Annotated in this window: 24 protein-coding genes; 8 read left to right on the top strand and 16 right to left on the bottom strand. The window is 28.1% G+C overall.

Features of this window, described 5'->3' with window-relative positions:
• Positions 1-135 precede the first annotated feature (135 nt).
• Together ACQZHJ_RS05130 and ACQZHJ_RS05125 are read left to right on the top strand one after the other, a co-directional pair.
• On the top strand, positions 136-693 hold the full coding sequence (locus tag ACQZHJ_RS05130) for a TetR/AcrR family transcriptional regulator (RefSeq protein WP_430484464.1): 558 nt from the start codon (positions 136-138) through the stop codon (positions 691-693).
• A 290-nt stretch (positions 694-983) separates the two neighbouring features.
• The gene (locus ACQZHJ_RS05125; protein WP_430484463.1) at positions 984-1,193 is read left to right on the top strand and encodes a DUF3955 domain-containing protein; all 210 of its coding nucleotides are present in this window, start codon (positions 984-986) and stop codon (positions 1,191-1,193) included.
• Positions 1,194-1,308: 115 nt separating this feature from the next.
• Here the strand turns inward: ACQZHJ_RS05125 and ACQZHJ_RS05120 are convergent, their stop codons facing one another.
• A complete protein-coding gene (locus tag ACQZHJ_RS05120) occupies positions 1,309-2,745 on the bottom strand; it encodes a carbon starvation CstA family protein (RefSeq protein ID WP_430484462.1) in 1,437 nt (478 codons plus the stop codon).
• Positions 2,746-3,282: 537 nt separating this feature from the next.
• Between ACQZHJ_RS05120 and ACQZHJ_RS05115 the strand changes: the two genes are divergently transcribed.
• Complete coding sequence (locus ACQZHJ_RS05115; protein WP_430484461.1) at positions 3,283-3,990, top strand: ATP-binding cassette domain-containing protein; 708 nt, start codon at positions 3,283-3,285, stop codon at positions 3,988-3,990.
• On the opposite strand, the gene tnpA is transcribed toward ACQZHJ_RS05115, so the two are convergent.
• The 6 genes from tnpA to ACQZHJ_RS05085 form a co-directional block, all read right to left on the bottom strand.
• Positions 3,942-4,397, bottom strand: coding sequence for an IS200/IS605 family transposase (tnpA, locus tag ACQZHJ_RS05110; RefSeq protein WP_124044959.1), 456 nt, complete (start codon positions 4,395-4,397; stop codon positions 3,942-3,944). The genes ACQZHJ_RS05115 and tnpA overlap by 49 nt on opposite strands.
• A 463-nt stretch (positions 4,398-4,860) precedes the next feature.
• A complete protein-coding gene (locus ACQZHJ_RS05105) occupies positions 4,861-5,874 on the bottom strand; it encodes a serine hydrolase domain-containing protein (protein WP_430484460.1) in 1,014 nt (337 codons plus the stop codon).
• 497 nt (positions 5,875-6,371) lie between these two features.
• Entirely contained in the window at positions 6,372-6,674 is a 303-nt protein-coding gene (locus ACQZHJ_RS05100; protein WP_430484459.1) for a hypothetical protein, read from the bottom strand.
• 141 nt (positions 6,675-6,815) lie between these two features.
• Positions 6,816-8,147, bottom strand: a complete 1,332-nt coding sequence (locus tag ACQZHJ_RS05095; protein WP_430484458.1) for an APC family permease — start codon at positions 8,145-8,147, stop codon at positions 6,816-6,818.
• 527 nt (positions 8,148-8,674) lie between these two features.
• Positions 8,675-9,961, bottom strand: coding sequence for a YeeE/YedE family protein (locus ACQZHJ_RS05090; RefSeq protein WP_430484457.1), 1,287 nt, complete (start codon positions 9,959-9,961; stop codon positions 8,675-8,677).
• Positions 9,962-10,078: 117 nt separating this feature from the next.
• Positions 10,079-11,779, bottom strand: coding sequence for an FAD-dependent oxidoreductase (locus ACQZHJ_RS05085; RefSeq protein ID WP_430484456.1), 1,701 nt, complete (start codon positions 11,777-11,779; stop codon positions 10,079-10,081).
• Positions 11,780-12,116: 337 nt separating this feature from the next.
• On the opposite strand from ACQZHJ_RS05085, the gene ACQZHJ_RS05080 reads away from it, so the two are divergent.
• A complete protein-coding gene (locus tag ACQZHJ_RS05080; RefSeq protein WP_430484455.1) occupies positions 12,117-13,013 on the top strand; it encodes a LysR substrate-binding domain-containing protein in 897 nt (298 codons plus the stop codon).
• 242 nt (positions 13,014-13,255) lie between these two features.
• On the opposite strand, the gene ACQZHJ_RS05075 is transcribed toward ACQZHJ_RS05080, so the two are convergent.
• The gene (locus tag ACQZHJ_RS05075; protein WP_430484454.1) at positions 13,256-13,942 is read right to left on the bottom strand and encodes a diphthine--ammonia ligase; all 687 of its coding nucleotides are present in this window, start codon (positions 13,940-13,942) and stop codon (positions 13,256-13,258) included.
• Positions 13,943-14,153: 211 nt separating this feature from the next.
• On the bottom strand, positions 14,154-15,011 hold the full coding sequence (locus tag ACQZHJ_RS05070) for a helix-turn-helix domain-containing protein (protein ID WP_430484453.1): 858 nt from the start codon (positions 15,009-15,011) through the stop codon (positions 14,154-14,156).
• Between the two features lie 294 nt (positions 15,012-15,305).
• Between ACQZHJ_RS05070 and ACQZHJ_RS05065 the strand changes: the two genes are divergently transcribed.
• The 3 genes from ACQZHJ_RS05065 (at position 15,306) to ACQZHJ_RS05055 (ending at position 17,585) form a co-directional block, all read left to right on the top strand.
• A complete protein-coding gene (locus ACQZHJ_RS05065; protein ID WP_430484452.1) occupies positions 15,306-16,064 on the top strand; it encodes an HAD-IA family hydrolase in 759 nt (252 codons plus the stop codon).
• A gap of 81 nt (positions 16,065-16,145) precedes the next feature.
• Complete coding sequence (locus tag ACQZHJ_RS05060) at positions 16,146-16,643, top strand: hypothetical protein (RefSeq protein ID WP_430484451.1); 498 nt, start codon at positions 16,146-16,148, stop codon at positions 16,641-16,643.
• Positions 16,644-16,853: 210 nt separating this feature from the next.
• Positions 16,854-17,585: a hypothetical protein gene (locus tag ACQZHJ_RS05055; RefSeq protein WP_430484450.1), complete on the top strand. Its 732-nt coding sequence runs from the start codon at positions 16,854-16,856 to the stop codon at positions 17,583-17,585.
• A 153-nt stretch (positions 17,586-17,738) separates the two neighbouring features.
• Here the strand turns inward: ACQZHJ_RS05055 and ACQZHJ_RS05050 are convergent, their stop codons facing one another.
• The 7 genes from ACQZHJ_RS05050 to ACQZHJ_RS05020 form a co-directional block, all read right to left on the bottom strand.
• The gene (locus tag ACQZHJ_RS05050; protein WP_430486914.1) at positions 17,739-18,032 is read right to left on the bottom strand and encodes a hypothetical protein; all 294 of its coding nucleotides are present in this window, start codon (positions 18,030-18,032) and stop codon (positions 17,739-17,741) included.
• A gap of 37 nt (positions 18,033-18,069) precedes the next feature.
• Positions 18,070-18,375, bottom strand: coding sequence for a hypothetical protein (locus ACQZHJ_RS05045; protein ID WP_430484449.1), 306 nt, complete (start codon positions 18,373-18,375; stop codon positions 18,070-18,072).
• 158 nt (positions 18,376-18,533) lie between these two features.
• Entirely contained in the window at positions 18,534-19,874 is a 1,341-nt protein-coding gene (locus ACQZHJ_RS05040) for an MATE family efflux transporter (RefSeq protein ID WP_430484447.1), read from the bottom strand.
• A gap of 78 nt (positions 19,875-19,952) precedes the next feature.
• A complete protein-coding gene (locus ACQZHJ_RS05035; RefSeq protein ID WP_430484446.1) occupies positions 19,953-20,777 on the bottom strand; it encodes a MerR family transcriptional regulator in 825 nt (274 codons plus the stop codon).
• Between the two features lie 249 nt (positions 20,778-21,026).
• A complete protein-coding gene (locus ACQZHJ_RS05030; protein WP_430484445.1) occupies positions 21,027-21,920 on the bottom strand; it encodes an SPL family radical SAM protein in 894 nt (297 codons plus the stop codon).
• 273 nt (positions 21,921-22,193) lie between these two features.
• Positions 22,194-23,495 carry a PTS sugar transporter subunit IIC gene (locus tag ACQZHJ_RS05025; RefSeq protein WP_430484444.1) on the bottom strand — a complete coding sequence of 434 codons (1,302 nt, stop codon included), beginning with the start codon at positions 23,493-23,495 and terminating at the stop codon, positions 22,194-22,196.
• Between the two features lie 256 nt (positions 23,496-23,751).
• Positions 23,752-24,366, bottom strand: coding sequence for a hypothetical protein (locus ACQZHJ_RS05020; protein WP_430484443.1), 615 nt, complete (start codon positions 24,364-24,366; stop codon positions 23,752-23,754).
• A gap of 77 nt (positions 24,367-24,443) precedes the next feature.
• On the opposite strand from ACQZHJ_RS05020, the gene ACQZHJ_RS05015 reads away from it, so the two are divergent.
• Positions 24,444-25,139 (top strand): MurR/RpiR family transcriptional regulator, encoded by a 696-nt coding sequence (locus ACQZHJ_RS05015; protein ID WP_430484442.1) that lies wholly within the window; start codon positions 24,444-24,446, stop codon positions 25,137-25,139.
• The last annotated feature ends 282 nt before the right edge of the window (positions 25,140-25,421 follow it).

Raw genomic sequence — 25,421 nt, 5'->3', positions numbered from 1 at the left:
AAAGTAATTAAGTTTTAAAATACTAATATGTTTTAGCCTAGTTTTGATTTTTAAATCGAAATCAAGTATGTCTTAAGAGCTATCTAAAAATCAAAACCTACTTAAAACATATCAAAAGTTTAAAGGAGAATTTATATGGCAGGAGTTAAAGGAAACCGTAGAGTTTTATATACTAAAAAAGTTATTAAAGAAAGTTTAATAGAGCTACTTCAAACTAAAGAAATTCATGAAGTTACCGTTACTGATATATGTAAAAAAGCTGATATTAATAGGGGTACCTTTTATAGCCATTACAAAGATGCTTTTGATTTACTTCAGTCTATGGAAGATGAATTATTTGATCAAATACTGAAATATATACAAGAAGTTCCTATTAAAGAATATAACAGTGTTCTACTTCTTAATGTTCTTAAATTGATTAAAGAAAACAAGGACTTATGCAAAGTACTGTTTTGCAATCAAAGGGATGGAAGCATACTAAGCCGTATTTTAGTCATTGCAAGTCAAATAGATATTAGGAAAATCTTTGACAATTCAAACCTAATCGATGATACCCTTGCAAATTACTACATGAGATACTCTGTAGGAGGATGTCTTTCAATTATTGAAACTTGGCTAGAGAATGATTTACCAGAATCACCAGAAGAACTAGTTTTAATAATAAACAGTATAAATAAAGTTAATATAGACTAACTCACTTGATATTTATATGAAATTTAATAAACCAAATAAATGAGCACCATTCATCCTTTGATTGGTGCTTTCTTTTATTAATACTTTTAAATTTTTCAACTTAATAATTCCATTCTTTGTTTCTATTCAAAATACTATGTTTTCTCTTAGTATCCTTTAGATTATTTATTTTCCTCCCCCTTCACAATACAGTATTTAAATATATTTTTATTGAAAAACAATAAATTATTATTGACTATACCACATAACAATTGTAATATATAATTGTAAATTGAAAGGAGATTTTACAGATGAAAAAATTATTATATGCTTTACCATTTATTTTAGGAGTATTTTGCTTCCTAGGAGCATCATTATCTCCATCTACAGTATTAACTAGTGGATTGCTTTATGAACCATATTTCTTCTTAATTCCTATTGGTTATATATTCATTTTTATTGGAGTATTAATTGTTGGTATCGGTGGATGCATAACTTTATATAAAAAAAAGAAATCCTAATTTAAGGATTTCTTTTTATAATAATACTATGAATATCATTCTATTTTCATTTAATTTCATATTTGCTATTTCTTCTTTGTTTATAATTAAGACTTGATACACTACAAACTATATTCTATTTTTCAATAATGTCTATTTCTTCAACTACTTCAACTTCTTCATTGCCTTTTTTACAATATCTCATAAAGATAATAAATAAGACTAAAGCAAATATTGCTCCTGCTATATTTGAGAAAGTTGCATTTAATCTAAATCCTTCTGGTGCTTGAAGAATATATGCTGAGGTTACTGCTGACATGAATACTGCTGGTATTAATGTAATCCAGTAATTATTCTTTGCTTGTACCATATAAGCTGATGCAGCCCAAAGCATTATCATTGCTAATGTTTGGTTTGACCAAGAGAAATATCTCCATATTATACCGAAATCAATAAATGTTAATGCTATACCAATTACAAATAATGGAATTGCTATTTTAAATCTATCTATAATTTTGTCTTGTTTAAGTTTGAAAGCATCCGCAATTGTAAGTCTTGCACTTCTAAATGCTGTATCCCCTGATGATATAGGGCAAGCTACTACTCCTAATATAGCTAAAACTGCTCCTACTTTTCCCATTATTGTATTTGAAATAATATTTACTACTGTTGATGGTCCTCCATTTTTTAATGCTTCTTGTAGACCAACTGTATCACCAAAGAAGCACATAGCAGCGGCTGCCCATACTAAAGCTATAACACCTTCTGCAATCATTGCTCCATAGAATACTTTTCTTGCTTCTGATTCTTTCTTTACGCATCTAGCCATAATTGGTGACTGAGTTGCATGGAAGCCAGAAATAGCACCACAAGCAATTGTGATAAATAAGAATGGGAATATTGGTGATCCATCTGGATGAAAATTTGATAATTGAATCTCTGGAATATTATATCCTTGAATTACAAGACCTCCACCAATTCCAATAGCCATTATTAAAAGACAAAGTCCAAAAATAGGATAAATTTTTCCTATAACCTTATCTACTGGTAATACAGTAGCAGCTATGTAATAAACAACTATGATAACTATAAATATATCTCTATCTATTCCTGTTAGAGTTTTTAATAAGTCCGCTGGCCCAGTTAAAAATACTACTCCAACTAAAATTAATAATACTATTGAAAATACTACCATTATTTTTCTTGGTATTTCTCCAAGATACTTTCCTACAAGTTCTGCTACAGATACTCCATTATTTCTAATTGATAAAACTCCAGTAAAATAGTCATGAACAGCTCCTGCAAAAATACATCCAAAAACAATCCATAAAAATGCTACTGGTCCCCACAAAGCTCCTGCTATTGCACCAAATATTGGTCCAAGTCCAGCAATATTAAGAAATTGAATCAAGAAAATTCTTGGCCAACTCATAGGAACATAATCAACACCATCAGCCATAGTTTCTGCTGGTGTTTCAATAGAATCACTTGTGCCAAAAGTCTTGTCCACAAATTTTCCATAAGTAAAATAACCTACTACTAATAATACCAATGACAATAAAAATGATATCATTTTCTCATCCCCTTACATTATTTAATTCGTGTTATATTTTGATTATATCCCTTTTAGAAAACGTATTCATCAAATGCTTTTTATTTTATTATCAATCATTTCACATTATATATATCAATTTAACTTTTTATACATTATTTTCATGTAAAGTTAAAAATTTTAAATACAATTATCCTTAAAATTCTTAAGTAAATCAACTTATATTATTAATAAAATGCTTATTTAAGTTTAAGTTATATTTTTTGGTTAATAAAAGCTAAAATTTCTAGATAAAATTTACTATAAGTTAATATAATAAAAATATAATTATAAAAATTTAAGAAAGGTAAGAGGTAGTTTCACTAATGGATATATAATCTATTTTTCAGATTTAATTACAACAAAAAGTATTTATTTTTAGCTTTAAAAATAAGCAATTTTAGTTTTTTTTGTTGTGTTTAATTTTATGGAGAGTAGATTATAGTGAGATTAAGTGTATATTTCTGTCCTTTTTGTGGCTATATATACTCTCCTGTAATTTATAGGAGGGATTTTTTTATGTCTTTAGCAAGATTAAATAAAGTAAAAAAATATTATGGAGATAGATTAATTTTAGATAGAGATAAACTAGAAATATTTGATAGAGATAGAATTGGTTTAGTTGGAATTAATGGTGCTGGTAAAACTACTCTTCTTAGAAATATAATTTCAAAAAAAGAAGGCATTAAAGTTCTTGATAATGTGGTTATAGGCTATTTTGACCAATCACAAAAAATCTTAGATTCCAATAAAACTATATTAGAAAATATCTTAAAAGATTGTTCTTATGATGAGAGCTTCATAATGATAAATCTAGATGGTTTTGGATTTAAAGGTGATACTGTTTTTAAAAAGGTTTCACTGTTAAGTGGTGGTGAAAAGGTAAAAATAGCACTTTGTAAAATTTTATTATCAGATAATAACCTTCTTATCTTAGATGAACCAACAAATTATCTTGATATTAAATCAATGGAATCTTTGGAAACAGCCTTGATTAACTGCAATAAGACATTACTTATCGTATCACATGATAGAAGATTTATTTCTAATATATGCGATTATATAATTGAAATAAAAATCCACCAGCTTAGCTGGTGGTATTTCCTCAGCCCTATAAGGGCATGCTACTTGCGTTGCGTCTTAAGACGCTTAAATTGGTCCGCCAGCCGCATACTTCTTTACTTGCTACCCTTAAAAGGGTCCATATATTCTTTTATACTAATTTGATCAGCTATCATATCTTCTTGTTCTTGATTTCTTATATATTCTTCAATTGCCTTCTTATTTTTTCCGACAGTATCAACGTAAAATCCTCTGCACCAGAAATGTCTATTTCCATATTTATATTTTAAATTTGAAAACTTCTCAAAAATCATAAGACTACTCTTACCTTTTAAAAATCCAACGAAACTTGAAACACTCATTTTTGGTGGTATTTCAACAAGCATATGTATATGGTCTACGCAAGCGTGCGCTTCGACTATCTTAACTCCTTTCCATTCACAAAGCTGTCTTAATATCTTACCTATCTCTTGTTTTTTCTCTCCATATATTTCTTTCCTTCTGTATTTTGGTGCAAATACTATATGATATTTACAATTCCATTTTGTATGTGCTAAACTGTTTGTATCCATTTAAAAACCTCCCTTTGTTACGAAAATTGGCTGCGAACCTATTTTCATTTTAACAAAAGGAGGTTTTTTATTACATCGCTAAAGCTCATCTGAACACACTCGCATAGCGAGTGGTTTTCATTAAACAATAAAATCTAGAAAAATCTATGAGTTTTCTGGAAGTTATGATGAATATATAGATTTTAAAAATAATCCAAAGCTAGATTTAAAAGAAAGAGAACAAAAGGACAACATCCTTTTATTAGAAAATAGACTTTCAACAGTAATTTCTTTATTATCAACTGGAATACCTGCTGAACAAAAGTCTACTCTAGAAGAAGAATATAATTCAATATTAAAAGAACTTAAAATATTAAAAACTATATAAATTCTAAGAAAGAAAAAACATCAGTTTAATCTGATGTTTTTTCTTTTGATAAAAATTATTGATAAATCACATTATGTTAAAAAAACGGCTAATAAATTAAACTAAATTAATATTATCTTCAAAAGCCTTAGAAATTTCATAATCTCTAAAGTCTCTATTACCTAATAGACTAAGTACTACACCTTCCTTTGGATATATAGAAGAGATAAATGTTACTCCTGGATCTCCCCCTAATAAATAATACTTATAAACTTCATCACCTCTTTTAATAATCCATATTCCGTATCCATAATAAACATCATTGTTTACATAAACCTTAAGAGCTAAAATCTTGTCTGTTATCTCTTTATTTAAAAGCTTATACTCTAATAATCCATTCCAAAATTTACTTAAATCTTCTTCTGTTGTAAATATACCTCCATCACCTCCACCAACTATTGGCACTGAATATATATTACTTTTGAACTTATTTTCTTCTACTTCTTCATATCCATAAGCACAATTAGCTGGAAGCATATCCATAGGATAGTATCCTGTATTTTTCATATCTAAGACATCTAAGATATTCTCTTTAACATACTCAGTAAAAGATTGACTACTTACTTTTTCTACAATTAATGATAAAATCAAAAACCCAGAGTTATTATATGAAAATTTTTCTCCTGGCTTTGATTTCATATATCCTTCTCTTAAAATTGGTAGAAAATCCTTTGGTTCTCTTAATGTATACATAGGAGTCTTTTCCCAAATTTCTGAAAAATCATCTAATTTATCTTCATCAAAATAATCTGACATTCCTGAAGTATGAGTTAGCAAATGTTCTATTGTTATGGATTCATCGTAATTAGGTAAGTCCACATAATCCTTAACTAAGGAATTAAAATTTAATTTACCATCTTGCACTAGCTTACAAATAGCTATTGCTGTAAACCCTTTAGCCCCTGATGCGATTCCAAACATTGTCTCTAAGTTATTTTTTCTTTCATTAGGTAAATCAGCATATCCTCTTACCTCACTAAATAAAAGATTTTCCCCTTTTCTTAAACTTACAACGCCTGAAAAATTCTTTGTTTTATCTATCTGATTTTTTAAGTTCTCATAATTTCTCATAATCTCTACCTCTTCTCATTCTTATATAATAATTTAAGAATTTTTTATCCCTATATAAATTTATACAAAAATAAAAAACCATCTGTTGCCAAATGATTTTACATGTACACAAATAAAGCATAGATATTATTTTATCTAAATGCATCCATGATATAATCTAAATTTGGCAACACAATAAAACGTATGAAACATACGAATTTTTTATTATGTTCTTCAAAAATAGATTACTTGCTCATTTCAGCACCTCTTCCCTTTAATAATAGACCAATATTTTAAATACTTAATGATTAAAATATAATCTAACAGTAAAATTATACCACCTTTAAGTAAACGTTTCAACCACTCCTTCAAAACAATGCTTTCTTTATTAAAACATTGATATAATCAAATCAAAACTATTTTTACCTTTAATTAATTATACTTTGTCTACAATAATAACTAAATTATAATAAATAAAAATTAAGAGCTTAACCCTCTCTAGATTAAGCTCCTAATTTTTATTTATAATATCCATATTCACAAAGTAATTCATGACAAGCATTTACTTCTTCATCTGTGAAAAGCTCATTATATTTACTATTAATAACAACAGCTTCCATTGTAAGATCAAGACGATTTGCCTTTTGTAATTTATCAAATCCATCTGAAACTCTACCCTTACGTAAAATCTCTTGAACTGTTCTTACCCCACCAAACTTTTCAATATTTAGTAAAAGTCTTTTTTGAGTGCATCCACACTCTTTTTCAGCTATTTCACACTTCTTAATAAGCTCTTTTTCAAAATTATTTTCTAATGACATAATATTAACTCCAAACATACTTTTTTTGCAATTAATTATACTACATCATTATAATCACATCAACGGAAAAGCTTAAACACCTTTTAAAAGATGTTAATAACTTAAATAGTCTATGGCTAAATATTAACCATAGACTATTTATTAATTTATTGCTTTGTTATTTCTGATCTTGTAATATGCAAAACCTCCAACTATACACCATATAGCTAAGGCTATTAAAGACTCCTTACTTAACGAAGCTGGTGAGATAGGTAAAATTAATAACCCTATAAATACTATACTTATAATAATACCTACAATAGCTATTATTCTCTCTCTATGACTTTCTGCTTTTTTTACTCCTATTAGAGAAACATAGAAGTAAGCTACTGATGCCCCTAAAGATGACATATCAACAATCCAAATTATTGCCTGTCTTCCAAACCAAGGCGCTATTAAACTTACAATACTTATAAAAATTATAGCATTTCCAAAAACACCATTCTTATTTACCTTTCCCATTTTTGAAGGAAGCATTTTATAGTTAGCAATAGCTCCTAACAATTTTGAACTACAAATCATAAAACCATTTATTCCACTCCAAACAGCAGCTGTTAAAGCTATTATTAGTAGAAGAAAGGCTCCTTTTCCTAATGTACTTAACACTGCACTCCCTGCAGCCCAATCTAAAGCTAGTGCTTGTTCTGGTGAATAAGCTAACGCAGTTATAATATTCAATACATTATATATTAAGGCTCCCATAACTAAAGATATTACTGCAACTCTTGATGCTTTTTTCTTAGAAAAATTCAGTTCCTTACTAAGCTGAGGAATAGCATCAAATCCTATAAATGCAAAAGGTGTTATAGCAAAAACTTTTATTATTTCACTAAGATTAAATGAATAATCTTCAATATATGTATCTACAAATTGTATTTTATTCCCCTTGATTATCATTCCTAAAAGTACAAGTATAACCATAGTTATTAAACTAAAAATTATTACATTTTGAACCTTACTAGTTTTCTTTATTCCTTTTAGGTTTAAATAGGCAAAGGCAAGTATTATTATACTAGACATCAATATCTCTCCTAAGTAGATATTGTATCCAGCTATATTATATAAGTATCCAAACTCTAATATCCCTCCAAATAATTTTTTAATTACAAGGGGAAATGCTGTTGCATTTAATGGAATCATTGTAAAATAAGCCAGTGTTAAAAACCAACCTACTATAAATCCATGCTTTTTGCCTAGATTATTATATGTATAAGAGAATTCTCCTCCCTCTTCATCATGACTTTGCATCATTACCAAATAGTTTTTTTCAATTATTATGATACAAATTACTCCTAAAAAAAGGCCTAAGAAAGTATTTATTACCCCTGATTCCTTTAAAAACTTAGTCCCAGGAAGCATAAATGAACCCCATCCTATTATTGCCCCTAAAACTATAGAAAATATATCTATCCTATTTAATTTAACTTCCTTCATATTTCCCTCCAGTATAAACTCTGTCTATATTTAAATAATTGTAATTATATCTATCTTTAAATAACTAAAGGCACGCTTTTAACTATGCCTTAAAACAATATTGACTTATTATAATTTTCTTTTTGAATAGTTTTAATTTTAGATAGAACCGTAAGACTATCTTAATGAGCAGTTAGAGTTTCATTATCTATTGAAAAATAATAGCGTTAAGAAGCGAAGTTGTTTGACCAACGGGAGCTCTGAGCTTTAGCTATTATTTTGAAATAGATGAATTTGAATAGGAAGCACCTTCTCATATCCATTCTAAGGTATAAGTTCAAAGTACAAAATTGAAAATTTTGATTTTTACTTAAAATTAAGTAAGTCTGAAGGGCTATCTAAAATTAAAACTTTACACAAAACAATTTATTATTATCAATACTCGTTTAAAGCATAGTTCAAAACAAAAGCTATAATCAGTTTTATTTTAATCAACTAATTATAGCTTTTTTTCAAACTATTTTATATTTCTACTTAATTATTAACTCTTATTTGTTATTAACTTCTACTTCACAGCATTTTTTAACCATAATTTTTTTATAAACTATGTTTCCTAATACTCCACCTACAACTAAGAATACTAAGAATATCCATCCTGATAATGAGAAGTTAGCTATTGGTGTATAAAGAGCTCCAACGTTACATCCATTTGATAATCTTGTTCCGAATCCCATTAAGAATCCACCAACTACGTAGATTAAAGCTTCTTTAAAGCTTATTTGTAATCCAGCTTTGAAAGTAGCCTTAAAGCTTCCAGCTAAAAGTAATGCTACAAGTGTTCCTAAGATTATACCAGTATTTTGTACGTTCATTCCATTTGAGAAGAATGGTGCAGTAAACATTTCTACTGGCTTACCAGCGAAAGCTGCTACATTCTCAGGTGATATTCCACATGCTACAAGCGCTCTACCAAACCAGAATCCATAAGGAGTTGATGCTCCCCATCCAGCTTTAGTTACACCCATTAATAATATGAATATACCACCAATTACTATAGCTCCAGTAGCTAAAGTCCAAGGTCTTACAAATAGCTTATCATATGTAGCTTTACTAAATAATTTAAACTCACCTTTTTCTTCATGCTTTTCTTCTTGCATTATTTCAGTATCAACACCACAGTATGTGTTGTTTGCTTTTCTTTTTTCTTCGTATAATTTAGCTACCCAAATTGTTAAACAAGCTAAAATAATAGTTACTATAATTGCTCCTAAGTATCCTTCTAATCCATCCCATTTAAATAAGTCTGGTAAAAATACTCCATTTTTAAATGTTTCAGTTGATATCATTGAGTCCTTTACCCAACTTGCAGATCCTTGAACTGGAAATCCTACATATACTCCCATTCCAAAGAATATTAAAGTTATAAATGCACGAGGTAATCCTGTTACCATATCTGTAAGAACTCCTGATGCACAACAACTAGAAAATGCCATTCCAAATCCGAATAATATTCCACCTAATATAAGCCCTAAGTTTATTGGATTAACCCATAAATCATATGTTGTTGGATCTTGTCCTATAAAGAAACAAACACTTACTATTGCAGTCCCAACAAATAATATCATTAGCATTCTCATTAATTTTGTAGATCCTGCTCTATAACTTCTATTTACTCCACCAGCAAAACCAAAGAATGATCTTGTAAGAGCATATCCTAAACCTAATCCCATTAATAATCTAAAGTATAGCATTGAACTACCTAAATTTAATTTCCCTAAAATTAAAATCGCAGCAAGTAATACAAACCCTATAATGTATTCCGTATATTTTTTCACTTAAAATTCCTCCACTAATTTGTTAATTAACAAACAATTAATATTATTGTTTATCTATCCCTAAAATATTTTTTAATTAACTATGGTGCTTAAATTTAAACACCATAGTTAAAATTATTAATCAAAATTATATTCTGTAACTATTGCTTCTCTACCCATAACTTTATCATTGAAATACTCATAGAAACTTATTCCCATGAATCCACCTGATATGTTATATACATTTTCGAATCCTAAGTGTTGTAATGCTAAGCATGCATTGTAACTTCTTTGAGCACTTCTACAATGTAAGTAAACTGGTCTATCAGTTGGTATTTCATCTAATCTATCTCTTATTTCACTTAAAGGAAGATTTTTAGCATCTTTAATGTGTCCTGCTTCGTATTCATCAACCTCTCTAACATCTATTATGAATGCTCCACTTTCAACTAATTCTCTAACATCTTGAACATAAACTTGTTTAAATGCCCCTTCTAATATGTTTGATGCAACTAATGCAGCATGGTTTACAACATCCTTAGCTGTTCCAAATGGAGGTGCATAACAAAGTTCTAAGTCTTTTAAGTCTTCTACTGTTCCACCTAATTTTATTAAAGTAGCTATAGTATCAACTCTCTTATCAGCAGCACCCTTACCAATTGCTTGAGCTCCTAAGATTCTTCCTGTTGGAACTTCAAATATTAATTTGAAATGTAATGGCTCACTACCTGGCATTAATCCAACTTTATCTTGAGGAATAACTCTTACAACATCATAATTTATATTTAGATTTAAAGCTTTAATTAATCCTTCAGTTAATCCTGTTGAAGCTCCATTGTAATCAAATACTTGAATACATGATGATCCAATATATCCACTATTTCTTGATGCTCTTCCATGTATATGATCAGCTACTGCTCTTGCTTGCTTTTGAGCTGGTCCTGCTAGTGGTAATTTTGTTATTGAGTTAGTTAATGCATTGTATACCTCAACAGCATCACCAACAGCATATATATCTTTATCGTTAGTTAAGTAATTTTGATTTACTTTTATAGCTCCAGTTTGTCCAATTTCTAATCCAGCTTCTCTAGCTAAATCAGTCTCTGGTGTAACTCCTATAGCCATAACTACAACATCAGATTTAACTTTTTCTCCTGATTCTAAAACTACTGTATTTTCTTCAAAAGAATTTACCTTATCTCCAACGATTAAGTTTACGCCTTTATCGTATATTTCTTTGTGTAAAACTTGAACCATATCATAGTCAAATGGTTTCATTATTTGGTTCATTGCTTCAATTAGTGATACATTATATCCTGCTTCACATAAGTTTTCAGCAACTTCAACTCCTATGAATCCTCCACCTATAACAGATATGTTCTTGCTATCAGTATCTTGTATATAAGACTTTAACTTAGCTATATCTACAACATTTCTTACAGTAAATACTTTCACATCTTCAATACCTTTTATTGGAGGTACTATAGCTTTCGCTCCTGGTGAAAGAACTAATTTGTCATAGCTCTCAGTATATTCCTGTCCATTTACAACGTTTCTTACTGTTACTTCCTTAGCTTCTCTGTTTATTGAAACTACTTCTGTAAAAACTCTTGCATCTATTCTATATTGACTATAGAATTTTTCAGGGCTCATAAGAACTAAATCTTCATGATGCTCCACTTTTCCACTTAAATAATATGGTAAACAACAGTTTGAAAATGAAACGTGAGGGCCTCTTTCAAACATTATTATTTGATTGTTTTCATCTAATCTTCTTAGTCTTGCTGCTGTTGAAGCTCCACCTGCAACTCCTCCAACAATAACTATCTTCTTACTCATTCCAGTTCATCCTTCCCTTAAGTAATCTTTATCATTGTTAATTTTTTATCTTTTAACTTTGCGATTAACCAATCCCCTAATTAACAATAACATATAAGGTATAACAAAGCATAATAAGAATCTGTTATACTTAATAACACTTTGTTATACACTCTATTTTATAAAAATCATTTGATTTACAATTAATTATGTAGTTATTTCTGTTTTAAAATTAACAAATGTTGATATAAATCTTTAATATAACTATAATTATTTAATTAACAATAATAAAAATCTATTTACTTTAATGTAGATAGAATGGTATAAAAGAAGAAGAATCATATTAGGAGGTGACATTATGAATTTAACATACCTTCGTTCTTTTTACACAACTGTTAAATGTAATAGTATGTCAAAAGCTGCAAAGCAATTACATTTAACTCAACCAGGAGTTAGTATGCAAATTCAAAAGCTTGAAAATGAAATGAATTTTAAGCTTTTAAATAGAAGTAATACTGGAGTTAGCTTAACATCCGCTGGAGAAATTCTTTTCGATTTTGCTGACTCAATGTTATCTATAGAAGATAATTTACAGAAAAAATTAAGTGAATTAAAAAATATTAATTCTAAATTAATAATATCTTGTTGCAAGAACCTAGGCGAACATATTATGCCTTGTAGCATATATACATTTAAAGAAATACATAACAATATTGATGTTTCAATGGAAATAGATAATAGCTCAAATGTTTTAAAGAAGTTGCTTAATCTTGAAACAAACATAGGAATTGTACAAGGAAAACCTAAAGATACTAAAAATCTTGAAATAATTCCTCTTATGTCTGATAAGCTAACTTTAGTTGGCGGAAAAGATACTGACTTTAAATCAGTTACTATTGATGATCTTAAAGATCTTCCTTTAATAGCTAGAGAAGATGGGTCTGCTAATAAGGATTTGCTAGAAATAGCTCTAAAAGAGCATAAAATTGATATAAAGAAATTAAACTTTGTTTTATCACTTAACTCTCCACAATCAATAAAATCATCTATATCATTTGGTCAAGGTTATGCATTTTTGCCTGCTATAACTTTAAACCATGAATTAAGAAGTGGGGCATTAAAAAAGATTGAAATTGAAAATATAACATTCCCATTTCAATACTACATTGTTCTTAGAAAGAACTATAAACTTGATTATTACGAAGAAAAATTTGTAGACTTTCTAACTTCTAAGAAAAGATGTTTTTGTTACTAAAATTATTATAAAGCTATAAAACTTATACATAGATAATAATTAATAAATTTAGCCATTATTATAAGGTCTATTAAATATGCCATAAACAAATTATGTTATTTAATATCCACCTTAAAATAATGGCTATTTTTATAAATATTATTCTTTAAAATCTAATTCATTTATAAATATTAGTTAAAAATCCTATTAACTCTGAGGATTAAACATGCATAACTCTTTTACAAATCCTTATATTCTAATAATTACTTTTCTTCATCTAGCACTAAAGTTAAATACATATAATTCTTATCTGAAATAATCTCTCCATGCTTTACATTTATTTCTTCCTTGAAAAGTGGACCTGCTATAACAGTAGTATGGAATTCTCCTGCTTCTCCACAAGGGTCTATCCCTCTTTCTTCAAGTTCTTTCATATATTCAAAATCAAGGATTCTTCCTAGATCTTCTTCTTTCATTCCCTTATCTAAATTAACAGTTACAATCTTTGTTTTAAAACCTAAGTTTATAAATTCTTGTACCACCTCTTTATGGCTCATTCTCCAAAGTGGCATACCAAGTTTAAGTCCAACACTTTCGGTAACTCTTTCATGCCAACATTCATGTTCTGGAACATCTATATCTCCTGTTACTAAAACTTCTGCACCTAATTCTTTTGCCTCTTTTAACTTTCCTACAAATATCTTTTCATAGTTTTCCCAGTTTGTAGCTGCCCTAAAAAGAGGCAATCCTATAGCTTTTGCTTGAGCTTCAAGAACAGATGGAAAAAGGCTATGTGCTCTTGACCTTTCACCATCTTCCTCCATCATAACAATAATACCTACGGCGTCTCCTTGTTGCATTGCTTTATATAAAGCTAATGTACTATCTTTTCCTCCACTATATGAAGCTATAAACTTTCTATTTATTGCACCATCATTCCAATTTTTCATGCTGTATTACCTACCTAGAAAATTATAATCATTACCTATATACTCATAATTTCCACTTGGTTTTTCCTCTCCTATTTTAAATTCATAATCTTAAATTGATAATCCTAAATTTTTAATAAATATAAGTTGAAAATCTTAGTTTCTCTTTACTTTAGTCTATCTTTAACCTAGCATTGATTTCTAGATATAGATTTATTTTAAAGCTAAGTGCCTAATACTTACTTATGAAGTCATAAACCTCTTCATCTTCCCATGGAGATATTTTTAGGTTTCCTGATTCTCTTTTTTTATCTTCAAAGCTTAAAAATTTTCTTAGTTCATCCTTATATTCCTCTCTATCAATTTGCTTTTTGCTTATTAATATCTTTTGAACACAAGGCTTACTATTAGCATCTGATGGTAACATCATTAAGGCTATTCCACCAATATATCTATTTTTATTTAAATTTGGTTTTATCATATTTATGTACGCTATACCATCATGTCCACTTTGTAAATTAAAGAATATAAGCTTTTCTGAAGTTTTATATTTTCCATTAAAAGACTTTACTACATTTCCTTTAGCAAAAATATTAAAACTTACTTCTTCACCATTAAAAGTAATTCTTCCCTCATGAATAGCTCCCTCTTTACCTATATTGGTTACTAAGAAGTATGTATAATATTTTTCTTCAAATATTTCATCATTTAATCCATTGTTATTTTCTAAGTTTTCAATATCTATAGCTGTTAATGTTCTATTTAATAACTGCTCTAAACTTATATCATATACTTTACAAATATATATTAGTGTTTCTATTGATGGAAAAGCTTCTCCTGACTTATATTTAGAAAGCAAGTCTTCTGATACTCCTATCTTCTTCGCTAATTTCTTTTGAGTTCCCTCTAATCCTATAAGCTTTTTCAAATTATATACAAAAGTGGTTGAAGCCTTATTATAAATACTATTCTTAATACATTTAACTTCATTTATATAAACTTTATTATTATCTTCTTTGTCTTTCAATCCATTCATTTTAAACTTTATTTCATTATCTATTTCTTTCAAAACATCCAATTCCTGATTCAAAATTGCTCCTCCTAAATTTAATATATCTATAAAACTTGAATTTCATTCAACTTTATATCCTGTACTTTTCAAGTAAATTTTATATTCCTATATAACTATTGTAATAAATAAATGGATGTATTACCATAACATCATAGTTGTTAAGAAATTCCTATTCTTGACTCCTGTTTTAAAATGTTGGTGATTCTTTATCCTTAGTTTTAAACCTACTACCCTAAAGAATCGCCAACCCCCTACTAAAAAATTCTACTTACTATGACTAAAAAGTTAGTCTCTTATAAGGAGAGTGTTATTATGAATAAGTTAAAAATAAATTTCAATAAAGATAATATAAAAGCCATTTTATTTGATTCAGGAAAAGTTTTAAATTTCTCTACTACTGGACATTGGTTTATAAGTCCTAAGTTCTTTGATTTTGTGGACAAGCAAACTTTTAATTCCATAAAACCATCAAAAAAGAAACTGGCATTTTCTAAAGCCTATGATTATATAAAATCTCAAAATTTTATTCAAACTGAGGCTGAAGAGTATATGCATTTTTTAAAGTTCTATAAAATCTTTTCTGAAGCTCTTCCTGAGTTAAATTTAAGTGATTATGATATAGAAAATATAGCTAAAGACTATGTATATAATTATGGAAAATATATATTCTTTGATGATGCACTAAGTGTTGTTCCAAACCTAGCTAAAAGCTATAAGCTTGGAATAATTTCAGATGCTTGGCCTTCTTTAGAAGGAGTATTTATAAATAAAAATTTCAGAAAATACTTTGATAGCTTTGTAATTTCCTCTCAAAAAGGAATCACAAAACCAAATGATCTCATGTATAGACTTGCACTTACAGAACTTAATATTTCACCAAATGAAGCTATATTCATTGATGATAACCCTAGAAACTGTGAAGCAGCTGAAAGATTAGGAATACATTCATTTGTATTATGCAGAAATTTTAAATCATTTATTTATACTAAAATTAAATATCGAAATTTAAATATAATAAGAAGTCTAGATGAACTAAAGTTTTTAAGTTCATCTAGGCTTTTATTTACATAAGAATATTTTGTAACACAATTCTACTTTGGATAATATACTATATTAAGATAATTTAAATTTAATATATTGAGGTGATTATTTATGATACAACATCATTACTATTATCCATCAAAACCTTGCTATGATGACTTAGCTCCTAGCTATGCAACATTCTGGCAAGATGAATTTATAACAATTCCTTTAAACGAGCCATTCTTCTTTAAATTTACTGGTCCAACCACTCCAGATATCTATCTTTTAGACCCATCCACAATAAAAGTATCCAAAGCTGGCGTATATCAAGTAAACTATCAAGTTCTCTTAAACGTTGATGCTAATACTAACCCTAGTACTCTTGTTTCCCAAAGAATAAGTTTATATGTAAATGGAATTCAACAACCTAATAGCCAAACAAGTTTTGGAATAGAACTCATTGAAACTCAAGCCTGCTTCCCTATTTCCGGAAATTTCATAGTTGAAATACCAGCAGATGCAAATTTACAACTTAAAAATGACGGTATATATACAGGAAGTAGTCCAATAACTACTTGTGATAATGGAGTAAATTCCGTTTCATTTAGTATTATAAGAATAGACTAGATTTTAGACTGAATTAACTTTGGTCTATATCAAAGTTAATTCAGTTTTTACATATAAATTTAGTTTTACTAAGTTCACACTACCTATTGGACTTATACTAAGTTAAGTTATTAAAAGAATACTCCTTAAGCTAGTGTTAATTTTAAACATATATCTAATATAAACATGCTAACATATAATGCAGTAAATTAATTATAATTAGGTAGTTTTATGAAGCACAGAAAATATTCAAAACATAAAAAACGAGATATGAGAATATATTCACCTACTCATATTAATTCAGGTGGAGTTATTGATTACAAACTTCCAATATGTGATTTCATGGATAATGTTCTTAGTAAAAAACCTTATAGCATAAGTGTTTTAACAGAAAACTCTGATGGGACTAAATATTATTATGAGTATGATTTTGATGGTAAAAATATAATTGTATCCAAAAGCTTAGTACCTACTGATTCTCCTGAATTAAAATTAATTGAAAAATATAAAGGAAATGTAATAAAAAAAGAGTTTTTAAATGACTCTATTGTTTGGTCATTATATAAAAATGAAGAAAAAGTTGCTGATACTGTATCATATAAAAGTGATTTGAATTTAGATGCTGATATGATTATAGAGTTTGGAAGTTATTTTTATAGACTTCCATTATGTGAGTTCATGGATAATATATTAACAAAAACTCCAGATAAACTAAAAATTATATTCTTTGGATTTGAAGGTGATATGTATTATATTACTCTCAATTTTGATGGTGAATATATCTCTTATACTAAATACATCATAAGTAATGCTAAGTTAAAAGAAATTGAAAAATACACTGGCAATAGACTTGTTAAAGAGTTTACTGATGGTAATAGTATTCGTCTTAATCTCTACGATGATGATTCTTTAATAACTACTATACTCGCTTATAGCAATAAGTATCTTCCCTATAATTTATAAATATGAAACATCTTCACAATGTTACGAAAAGACAAATAAAACTTATAGATATACTTTAGTAAGTTAATATATAAGAAAAATCTAACCTATTAACTATCAAAATATATTTATAAGTTTTATCATTAAATACCTATGGTATTGTCATTCATATTATTAATCATCACTACATACGCAGAAAGAGTTTTGAAGTTTCACATACTCCTCATTTGATAAAGAATTTAAATACTTATTAAAATGATCATCATTACAAAAGTATCCAATCTTATTGTCTACGTAACTATCCTTTGGTTCTTTCTCTAAATCTTTTCCACAATAAAGACATTTTTTCATAAATGTACACCACCTATTTATTATTAGTTTTTTAATATTCATTATATATTCTATAAAGCCTGTCTCTTCATTAGCTTGCTCTTTAAATATTTTAAATCCACTTTTTATACAATTCAACAGTATTTATATTTTCTTTGTAAATCTATAAATTAAATTAATCACAGTCTCCTCCACCACAATCTCCTCCACTGTCACAATCACAGTCTCCTCCACCACAATCTCCTCCACTGTCACAATCACAGTCTCCTCCACCACAATCTCCTCCACTGTCACAATCACAGTCTCCCCACGAATCACAACAGTCTGAATCTCCCCATCCATCATCACAATCACAGTCATTATCATAGTTATCATCACTTGGAAAATAATTATGGTTATTTGAATTATAGCTACCAGAATTACACTCCTTAATTGCTATAACAAACGTAAATAATACAGCAAATATTATAATATACTCCATACTACCACCTCTATCATTTTAATTTAATCAATTAATATTTTAGCATACAAATAATATAAACCCCAAATACACCAAAATCAAAAGAGTTGTATCAAATTAGCTCTTAATACAACTCTTCTTTATATAAATCTATTTAAGTTTTTCTTATACTTTAAATATTAAGCTATCATTTCTAAGGCTAAGTTTCTATTACTAAGCTTAGTTAGTCCTATGCTAATTAAAACAGTCATTATTTCTGCAAATGGAACTGTTAACCAAACTCCTGAAACTCCTATTAAACTTGGTAATATAGCCATTCCTAATAATATGAATAGTATTCCTCTAGAAGCTGCTATAATTACAGCTGCTCTTGAATCACCTATTGCTGTGAAATATCCAGCTTTTATTATATTAAATCCACATAATAAGAATGCTATTGCATATATTTTTGAACCACCAATAGCCAATTTAAGTATCTCTTCATTTTCACCTGCAAACATAGATATAAGTTCTCTTCCAAATAGGAATAGTGTTAAAAACAATATAACTCCAACTATTAAGTTTAATTTTATTGCTATATTTAAAGCCTTATTAACTCTTGCATTTTCTTTACATCCATGATTAAAGCTTACTATTGGAACTATTCCATCTGATATTCCAAACATTATAAGTGTTCCAAACTGGCCTATATAGTTTATTGTTGTGAATGCAGCCACGCCCTCTGCCCCAGCTATTTTCATAAATGTCATATTAAATACATAAGCAGTTATTGCTGTAGCAAGTGATACAACACCTTCTGCTGATCCATTATATATAACTGGCCATATAAATTTTTTGTTAAACTTACCTTTGAATACATTTATTATATTATGTTTATCAATCATAGGCTTTATAACTATTAAAAGAGCTGATGTATATGCTAATCCAGTTGCAAAAGCTGCTCCTTTAACACCTAATCCAAATTCTTTTATAAGTAAATAGTCTAAAACTATATTAACAGCAACACTTAAAATCATTCCTTTTAAGTATAAATCTGGTCTTCCTACAACCCTATTTACAAATCCAAATAAAAACATTAATCCTATAAATGGTGCAAACATTGAAATTACTCTTATATAACTTGTAACTCCTGATAGTAATTCTTCATTTGCTCCTAAAGTTACTGCTATTCCATTATTAAATAGTTCTCCAAACAACATTATTAAAATAGAAGTTAGCACAATAACTACAAGGGAAGTTCTAAAGATATTCTGAGCCTCTTCCTTCTTTCCCTCACCTAAACTTCTACCTATAAAACTCAGCGAACCAATACTTATTATAAATCCACAACCAGTTAAAATTTGCATAAATGGTTGTACAATATTTACACTAGCCATTGCATCTGGACCAACAAAATTCCCTAAAAATATACCATCTATTATTGTTTGTGTTCCAGCTATAACCATAGAAATTACTGCTGGTATCATAAACTTAATGAATAAGCTTGACATCTTTCCTGTTGCTAATATATTATTTTTCATCCAATTATAGCCTCCTTCAAATTAAAATCTTTTTGCCGAAGACTATTTTAAACCTTTGTGTAACACAAATGTCAATACTTATTTTATAGGAATTTGTATTTCAAATAATTCTTCCTCAGTTCTATCAGTTACACTAATATCTATCTGTATAATTTGTATAATATCCCCACAAATTTCATAGGAATTTTCTTTTATAAATGCAAACATTTTATCTAACTTCTGCTTAACTTCATATACTACGCCCTTATAGTACATACAAACATATTTACCACCCCTAATAACCCTAAGTCTTTCAGGATTTACACTATTTTTATCTTTAATAAATATAAATAATTTAAATAACTTACTTGTATTTATATCCTCATAATTGTTTGTCTGTTCTATAATCGCTCCATATCTATTGCTTCCAACTATAGGAGCTATTTCATTTAACTCATTTTCAAGATCTAAGCATAAATAACTCAGTTCAACACTATTTCTTCCAACTCTATCAAAGGTAACAACATATCTTTCCTCAATATTCTTTATTGTTATTTCATCAGAGTCATTAATCTTAGAAATATTCTCTAAATGCTTTATTTTTTCTTTAGTACTCTTCTCTAGAGCTTCTAATTCTTTTATTTTTTCCTTAAGTTCTTTGTATTTTTCTTTTAAAATACTAATAGACTGATTTAAATTTCTATTATCTAAGTACCTTTTAATCTCTTCAATTGTCATACCAAGTTGTCTAAGCTCTAAAATTGTTCCAAGCTTTTCATACTGTCTGATAGAATAGTATCTATATCCTGTATTTTCATCTACATAATCTGGCTTAAATAAATCAACTCGATCATAATGCCTCAATGTCTCAGCTGTAATGTTTCTTAACTTTGCTAATTCTCCTACAGTTAATCTATCTTTCACTTTTACTCCCCATTTCAAGTTTAATTTATATATTTATCTTTCTATATTTTTATTTAGATTATATTTTAAACCAGTGTTGATTTCTAGATATAAATGAAAGACCATCTTAATGAGCAGTTAGAGTTTCATTTTCTATGTAATAATAATAGAAATTCTTTGCAAAATTAAGTTAGGTCTAAAATTATAGCTAGAAATCAACACTAACTTAAAACAGAGTTACTATGCAAACTATTAATTAGAATCTATATGTCAAAATAAGCTGATTTGTGTTTCTTCATATTTGTTTTTATAATCTTTAATTATGTCTTTCATCTTATATTTAAGCCCATATTTATTGCACTCTTCCTCAAATATCTTAGAAAGCTTTATATGATTTGGTGATGGACATTCATAACTCTCTCCATAAACCTTTTTATACATATTTACTATTTCATCATTCCCATAAATCTCTCTTAACTTATCATAATAATACTCTCTTTGATTATGTCTTAATGTAACTCCAATACCATAGGAAAATACAAACTTTGCTCCACTCTCATATGCCTTTTTAATTATCGCTCTTACATTTTCCTCAGTATCATTTATAAAAGGTAATATTGGCATAAATAACACACCTGTATATATTCCATTATCACTTAATTCCTTTATTGCTTTAAATCTCTCACTACTAGGACTAACCCCTGATTCAACCTTTTTACAAAGCTCATCATCATAGGTAGTAATAGTCATTTTTACTATAACTTCTGAATGTTCACTTATTCTTTTAAGTAAATCTATATCTCTTGTTATTAAAGGGCTTTTAGTTGCTATTCCTATTCCAAAGTTATATTTATCTATTAACTTTAATGCCTCTCTAGTTAATAAGTACTTTTTCTCAAAAGGGTTATATGGATCACTCATAGCTCCTGTTCCTATTACTCCTTTTTTTCTCTTGCTCTTTAAATCTTGCTCTATTATTTCTGTTGAATTTTTCTTAGCCCTAACTCTATCAAAATCTATTATATTATAACAACTACTCCTTGAATCGCAGTAAATACATTTATGACAACACCCTTGATATATATTCATATTATAATTTAGTCCAAACCAATTATTGCTCTCTATATAACCCGAAACAATCTTTTTTGCTTCTATAAACTCCATATTCTCTCTCCTCTACTGATACTCATAGCTAGTATTTAATAAATCTAAACTTTTACCAAGTAAAATAATCTTAATAATTAACTAATTACTAAATTATTTAAGTTACTAAATTATTTTAACTTATATCCTTTCTATAATTTTACCCTAAATAATAAAATATTGTACTAATACTTTTTTTGTTTTTAATACTAATTCAAATATTTTTAATCAAATAAAGACCCTATCAAAACTTCTTAATAAAAGTTGTTTGATAAGGTCTTTTATAATATATCTCTAGCTATTTGTTACTATTTCACTCTTTAAAGTATTCTTCTCAAAAATTTTGAAAAATGGATAATATATTACCATACTTACTGGTATTAATAAAAATACAAATACAACATTCATAAAATCTAATGATGATAAATATGCCTGAGCAAAAAATGGTGTAAATGATGGGTCTACTATGTATCCTGGTGTTATAAATCCTGCCACCTGTGCTAGGTAAGTTAAACTACACGTAACTATCGGAGTTAAAACAAATGGAATTGCTAGTATTGGATTAAACACTACTGGACCACCAAATATTACTGGCTCATTTATTCCACATATTCCAGGTACTAAGGATAGTCTACCTAAGGATTTTAAATGTATTGATTTACTCTTACACATTAATAAAACTAATCCTAAAGTATTACCTGCTCCCCCCATTATGGCTATTCTGAACATTTGAAGGTTCATAAGAGCCGTTGGGTCTTGTCCTGCTGCCATTAACTCACTATTTATACCTGTATTAGTTATTCCTAATGAGAATAATATTGGAAATATGATTGATGTTCCGTTTATTCCAAATAACCAAAGTACATTACCAAAAGTTATTATAAATAAGAAGCCCCATATGTTATCTACCACTGATAATGCTGGTGTTAAAATACTCATTATTGCTTCTGGAATATTTTTCCCAACAATTGAAACTAATATTATGTTAATCCCATATAAAATTACTATGTTCGCTAAAACAGGAAGTATAGAATTAACAAATGATGTTACCGCTGGTGGTACTGAACTTGGGAAGCTCATTTTGAATCCCTTAATCTCTATAAATCTTGTTATTTCAACTGATAAAAGTGCTATTATTATTCCAACAAATAATCCATCTGCTCCTAAGTACTGAGTACTTATTCCTCCTTCAATTCCAGGTGCTGCAATCATAAGGAATACAGAAGTTGATATTAATCCTACTATTGGTGCATTTAACTTATAATCTTTTGCTAGTGAATAAGAAATTCCAAAGACGCTTAAAAGTCCAAATATACCCATTGTCATATTAAATGGTGCAGTTAATAAAGCATAATTCTCTGTAGCAAAGCTCTTCCAGTTAACTAGCATTTTTATAAAAATATTTGTTGTGTTTGGATCTACTAAATCCATGTTTATTGGTGGGTTTGCTATTATAAGGAATAATGCTCCAACCACTATAAGTGCAAGAGGCATCATCATACCTGCTGAAATAGCTCTTAAATGTATTTGATTACCTAATTTCGCCCCTAAAGGAGAAAGTTTTTCATCTAATTTAGCTAAAAATTTGTTTTCCATCTCAAGTTATCCCCTTTTGTAAAATCACTATATACGCATAAATTTATGTACAATATTACTATTAAAATTACCTACTAACTATCAAAGACTCTGTCCCTTAATAGAGCCTTAAAAAGATTGTCTATTTTTAGTTAGAATAACTAGAATTCTAATATAAGAAATGTAAGTTAAAATTTAATATCACATTTTAAACTCTGTTACCTAACTAAAAATTAAACCACTAAAAAACAATTTATTTATAAGATACTAAAAGTTATTAGTATTGGAATCCATTATATTTAAATGCTGATTCTACTGCATTTTCTGGTTTATAAACATTAAGTATCTCTTCATACCTTTCTTTATAATCATTTTCTACTTCCATTTGAGGTATAACCTTACTTGCCTCATGTAAGAAATGGAATGAATCTCTGCCCATTTCTGCACCTCTAACCGTGTGCTTATCTAAAGCATAGTCTGGAATTTCTGGTACTTCACCCATGGCGAATCCTTTGATTACTATGTTTTTAAGTAAATCACTTGATCTATCCTTCTCACATGCACAAAGATATCTTATTGCATGAATAAAGAATATTGGTCTATCTCCATCTGCATAATCAAATTCTTTTCTCATAGAATTTAAGTTGTTGATTAAAATTGGAGCATCAGTATTACCCATTCCAATATCTTCAACAGTTATTGTTATAAGTCTTCTCCAAAGTTTGTCTTCCATTTGAGGTGAAGTTATGTACATTTCATAAGCAAACTTACAAGCCTCCTCAACAAGTCCTCTTCTTATTGATTTTTGAAGTGATGAAATAACCTCATCTCCTCTTAATCCATTTCTAGTTACAATGTTTGCCCATGGGTCTTGAATAAATTTTTTACTCATAATCGCTCTCCTATCTAAAATAATATTTAAATATGATATAATTTATCTTAAAATAATAACTTCATAGAGGTGATTTCATGACATTTTTTTATTCTACTGACAAATATAATCTAAATGAACTTGAGATAAATATTCTTAAATATCTAGAAAATAATATAAATGACATAAAAAACATAGGTGTTAGAAAATTAGCTAAGGATAACTTTACTTCTACAGCTATAGTGTACAAGCTTGTAAAAAAGCTTGGTTTTGATGGATATGCTGATATGATATATTGCCTTTACTATAATAACCTTAATAAAAATAGTGAAGAGGGGTCTGATAGACCTTATAGTGTAATCGAAAACTCAATTGCCCCTTGCAAAAAGAAGTTTTTAGACTACCTAAAAAGATATAAAAACAAACAAATTGTTGTTACAGGTATGGGATTTTCTCAAATAGTAGCTGACTATATGGCTGAATCCCTATTTCTAAAAGGCTTTAATATAACATCTAAATTACATATACAATTTTTAAACGAAAGTAATGCTAATCAAATCCTATTAATTGTTATATCCCAATCAGGTGATACTCCTAGACTTGTTGAACTTGCTCAAACAGCAAAAGAAAATAATCTAGAAGTTATAAGTTTTACAGCTTCTGATAATAATAAGCTAAATAAAATCTCTAACCTTTCAATAACAATAAATGAAAATCCTAATTTTAAATCAGAGAGTAATTTATTCTCTGGTGAATGTATTATAGGAATTGAACTTCTAACAGAAACTCTATAAAGCTTTCTATGCCTATACTTTACTCCATTGTTTAGAATTATAGAATACTTTTTTGCCTTTTAAAAACATGTTATAAAATTTTAAAACATTGTTTTACATCATATTGTTTTTAACATTAAAATTTATTTGAATAATATATTTATATCAAAATTTTTTTGCTTAGGCTTAAATCAATATTTAATTTTTATAATAAAAAAACTTACAAACATATCATGAGAACTTAATAACTTATTAATTCTCTACATAATGTTTGTAAGTTTTATTGAAATATTGTTTCTATAT

It is taken from the genome of Clostridium sp. B9, assembly GCF_050509515.1.
Taxonomy (GTDB): Bacteria; Bacillota; Clostridia; order Clostridiales; family Clostridiaceae; genus Sarcina.
The sequence above is the reverse complement of the archived record's forward strand: the minus strand, read 5'-3'. Positions and strand labels throughout refer to the sequence as shown.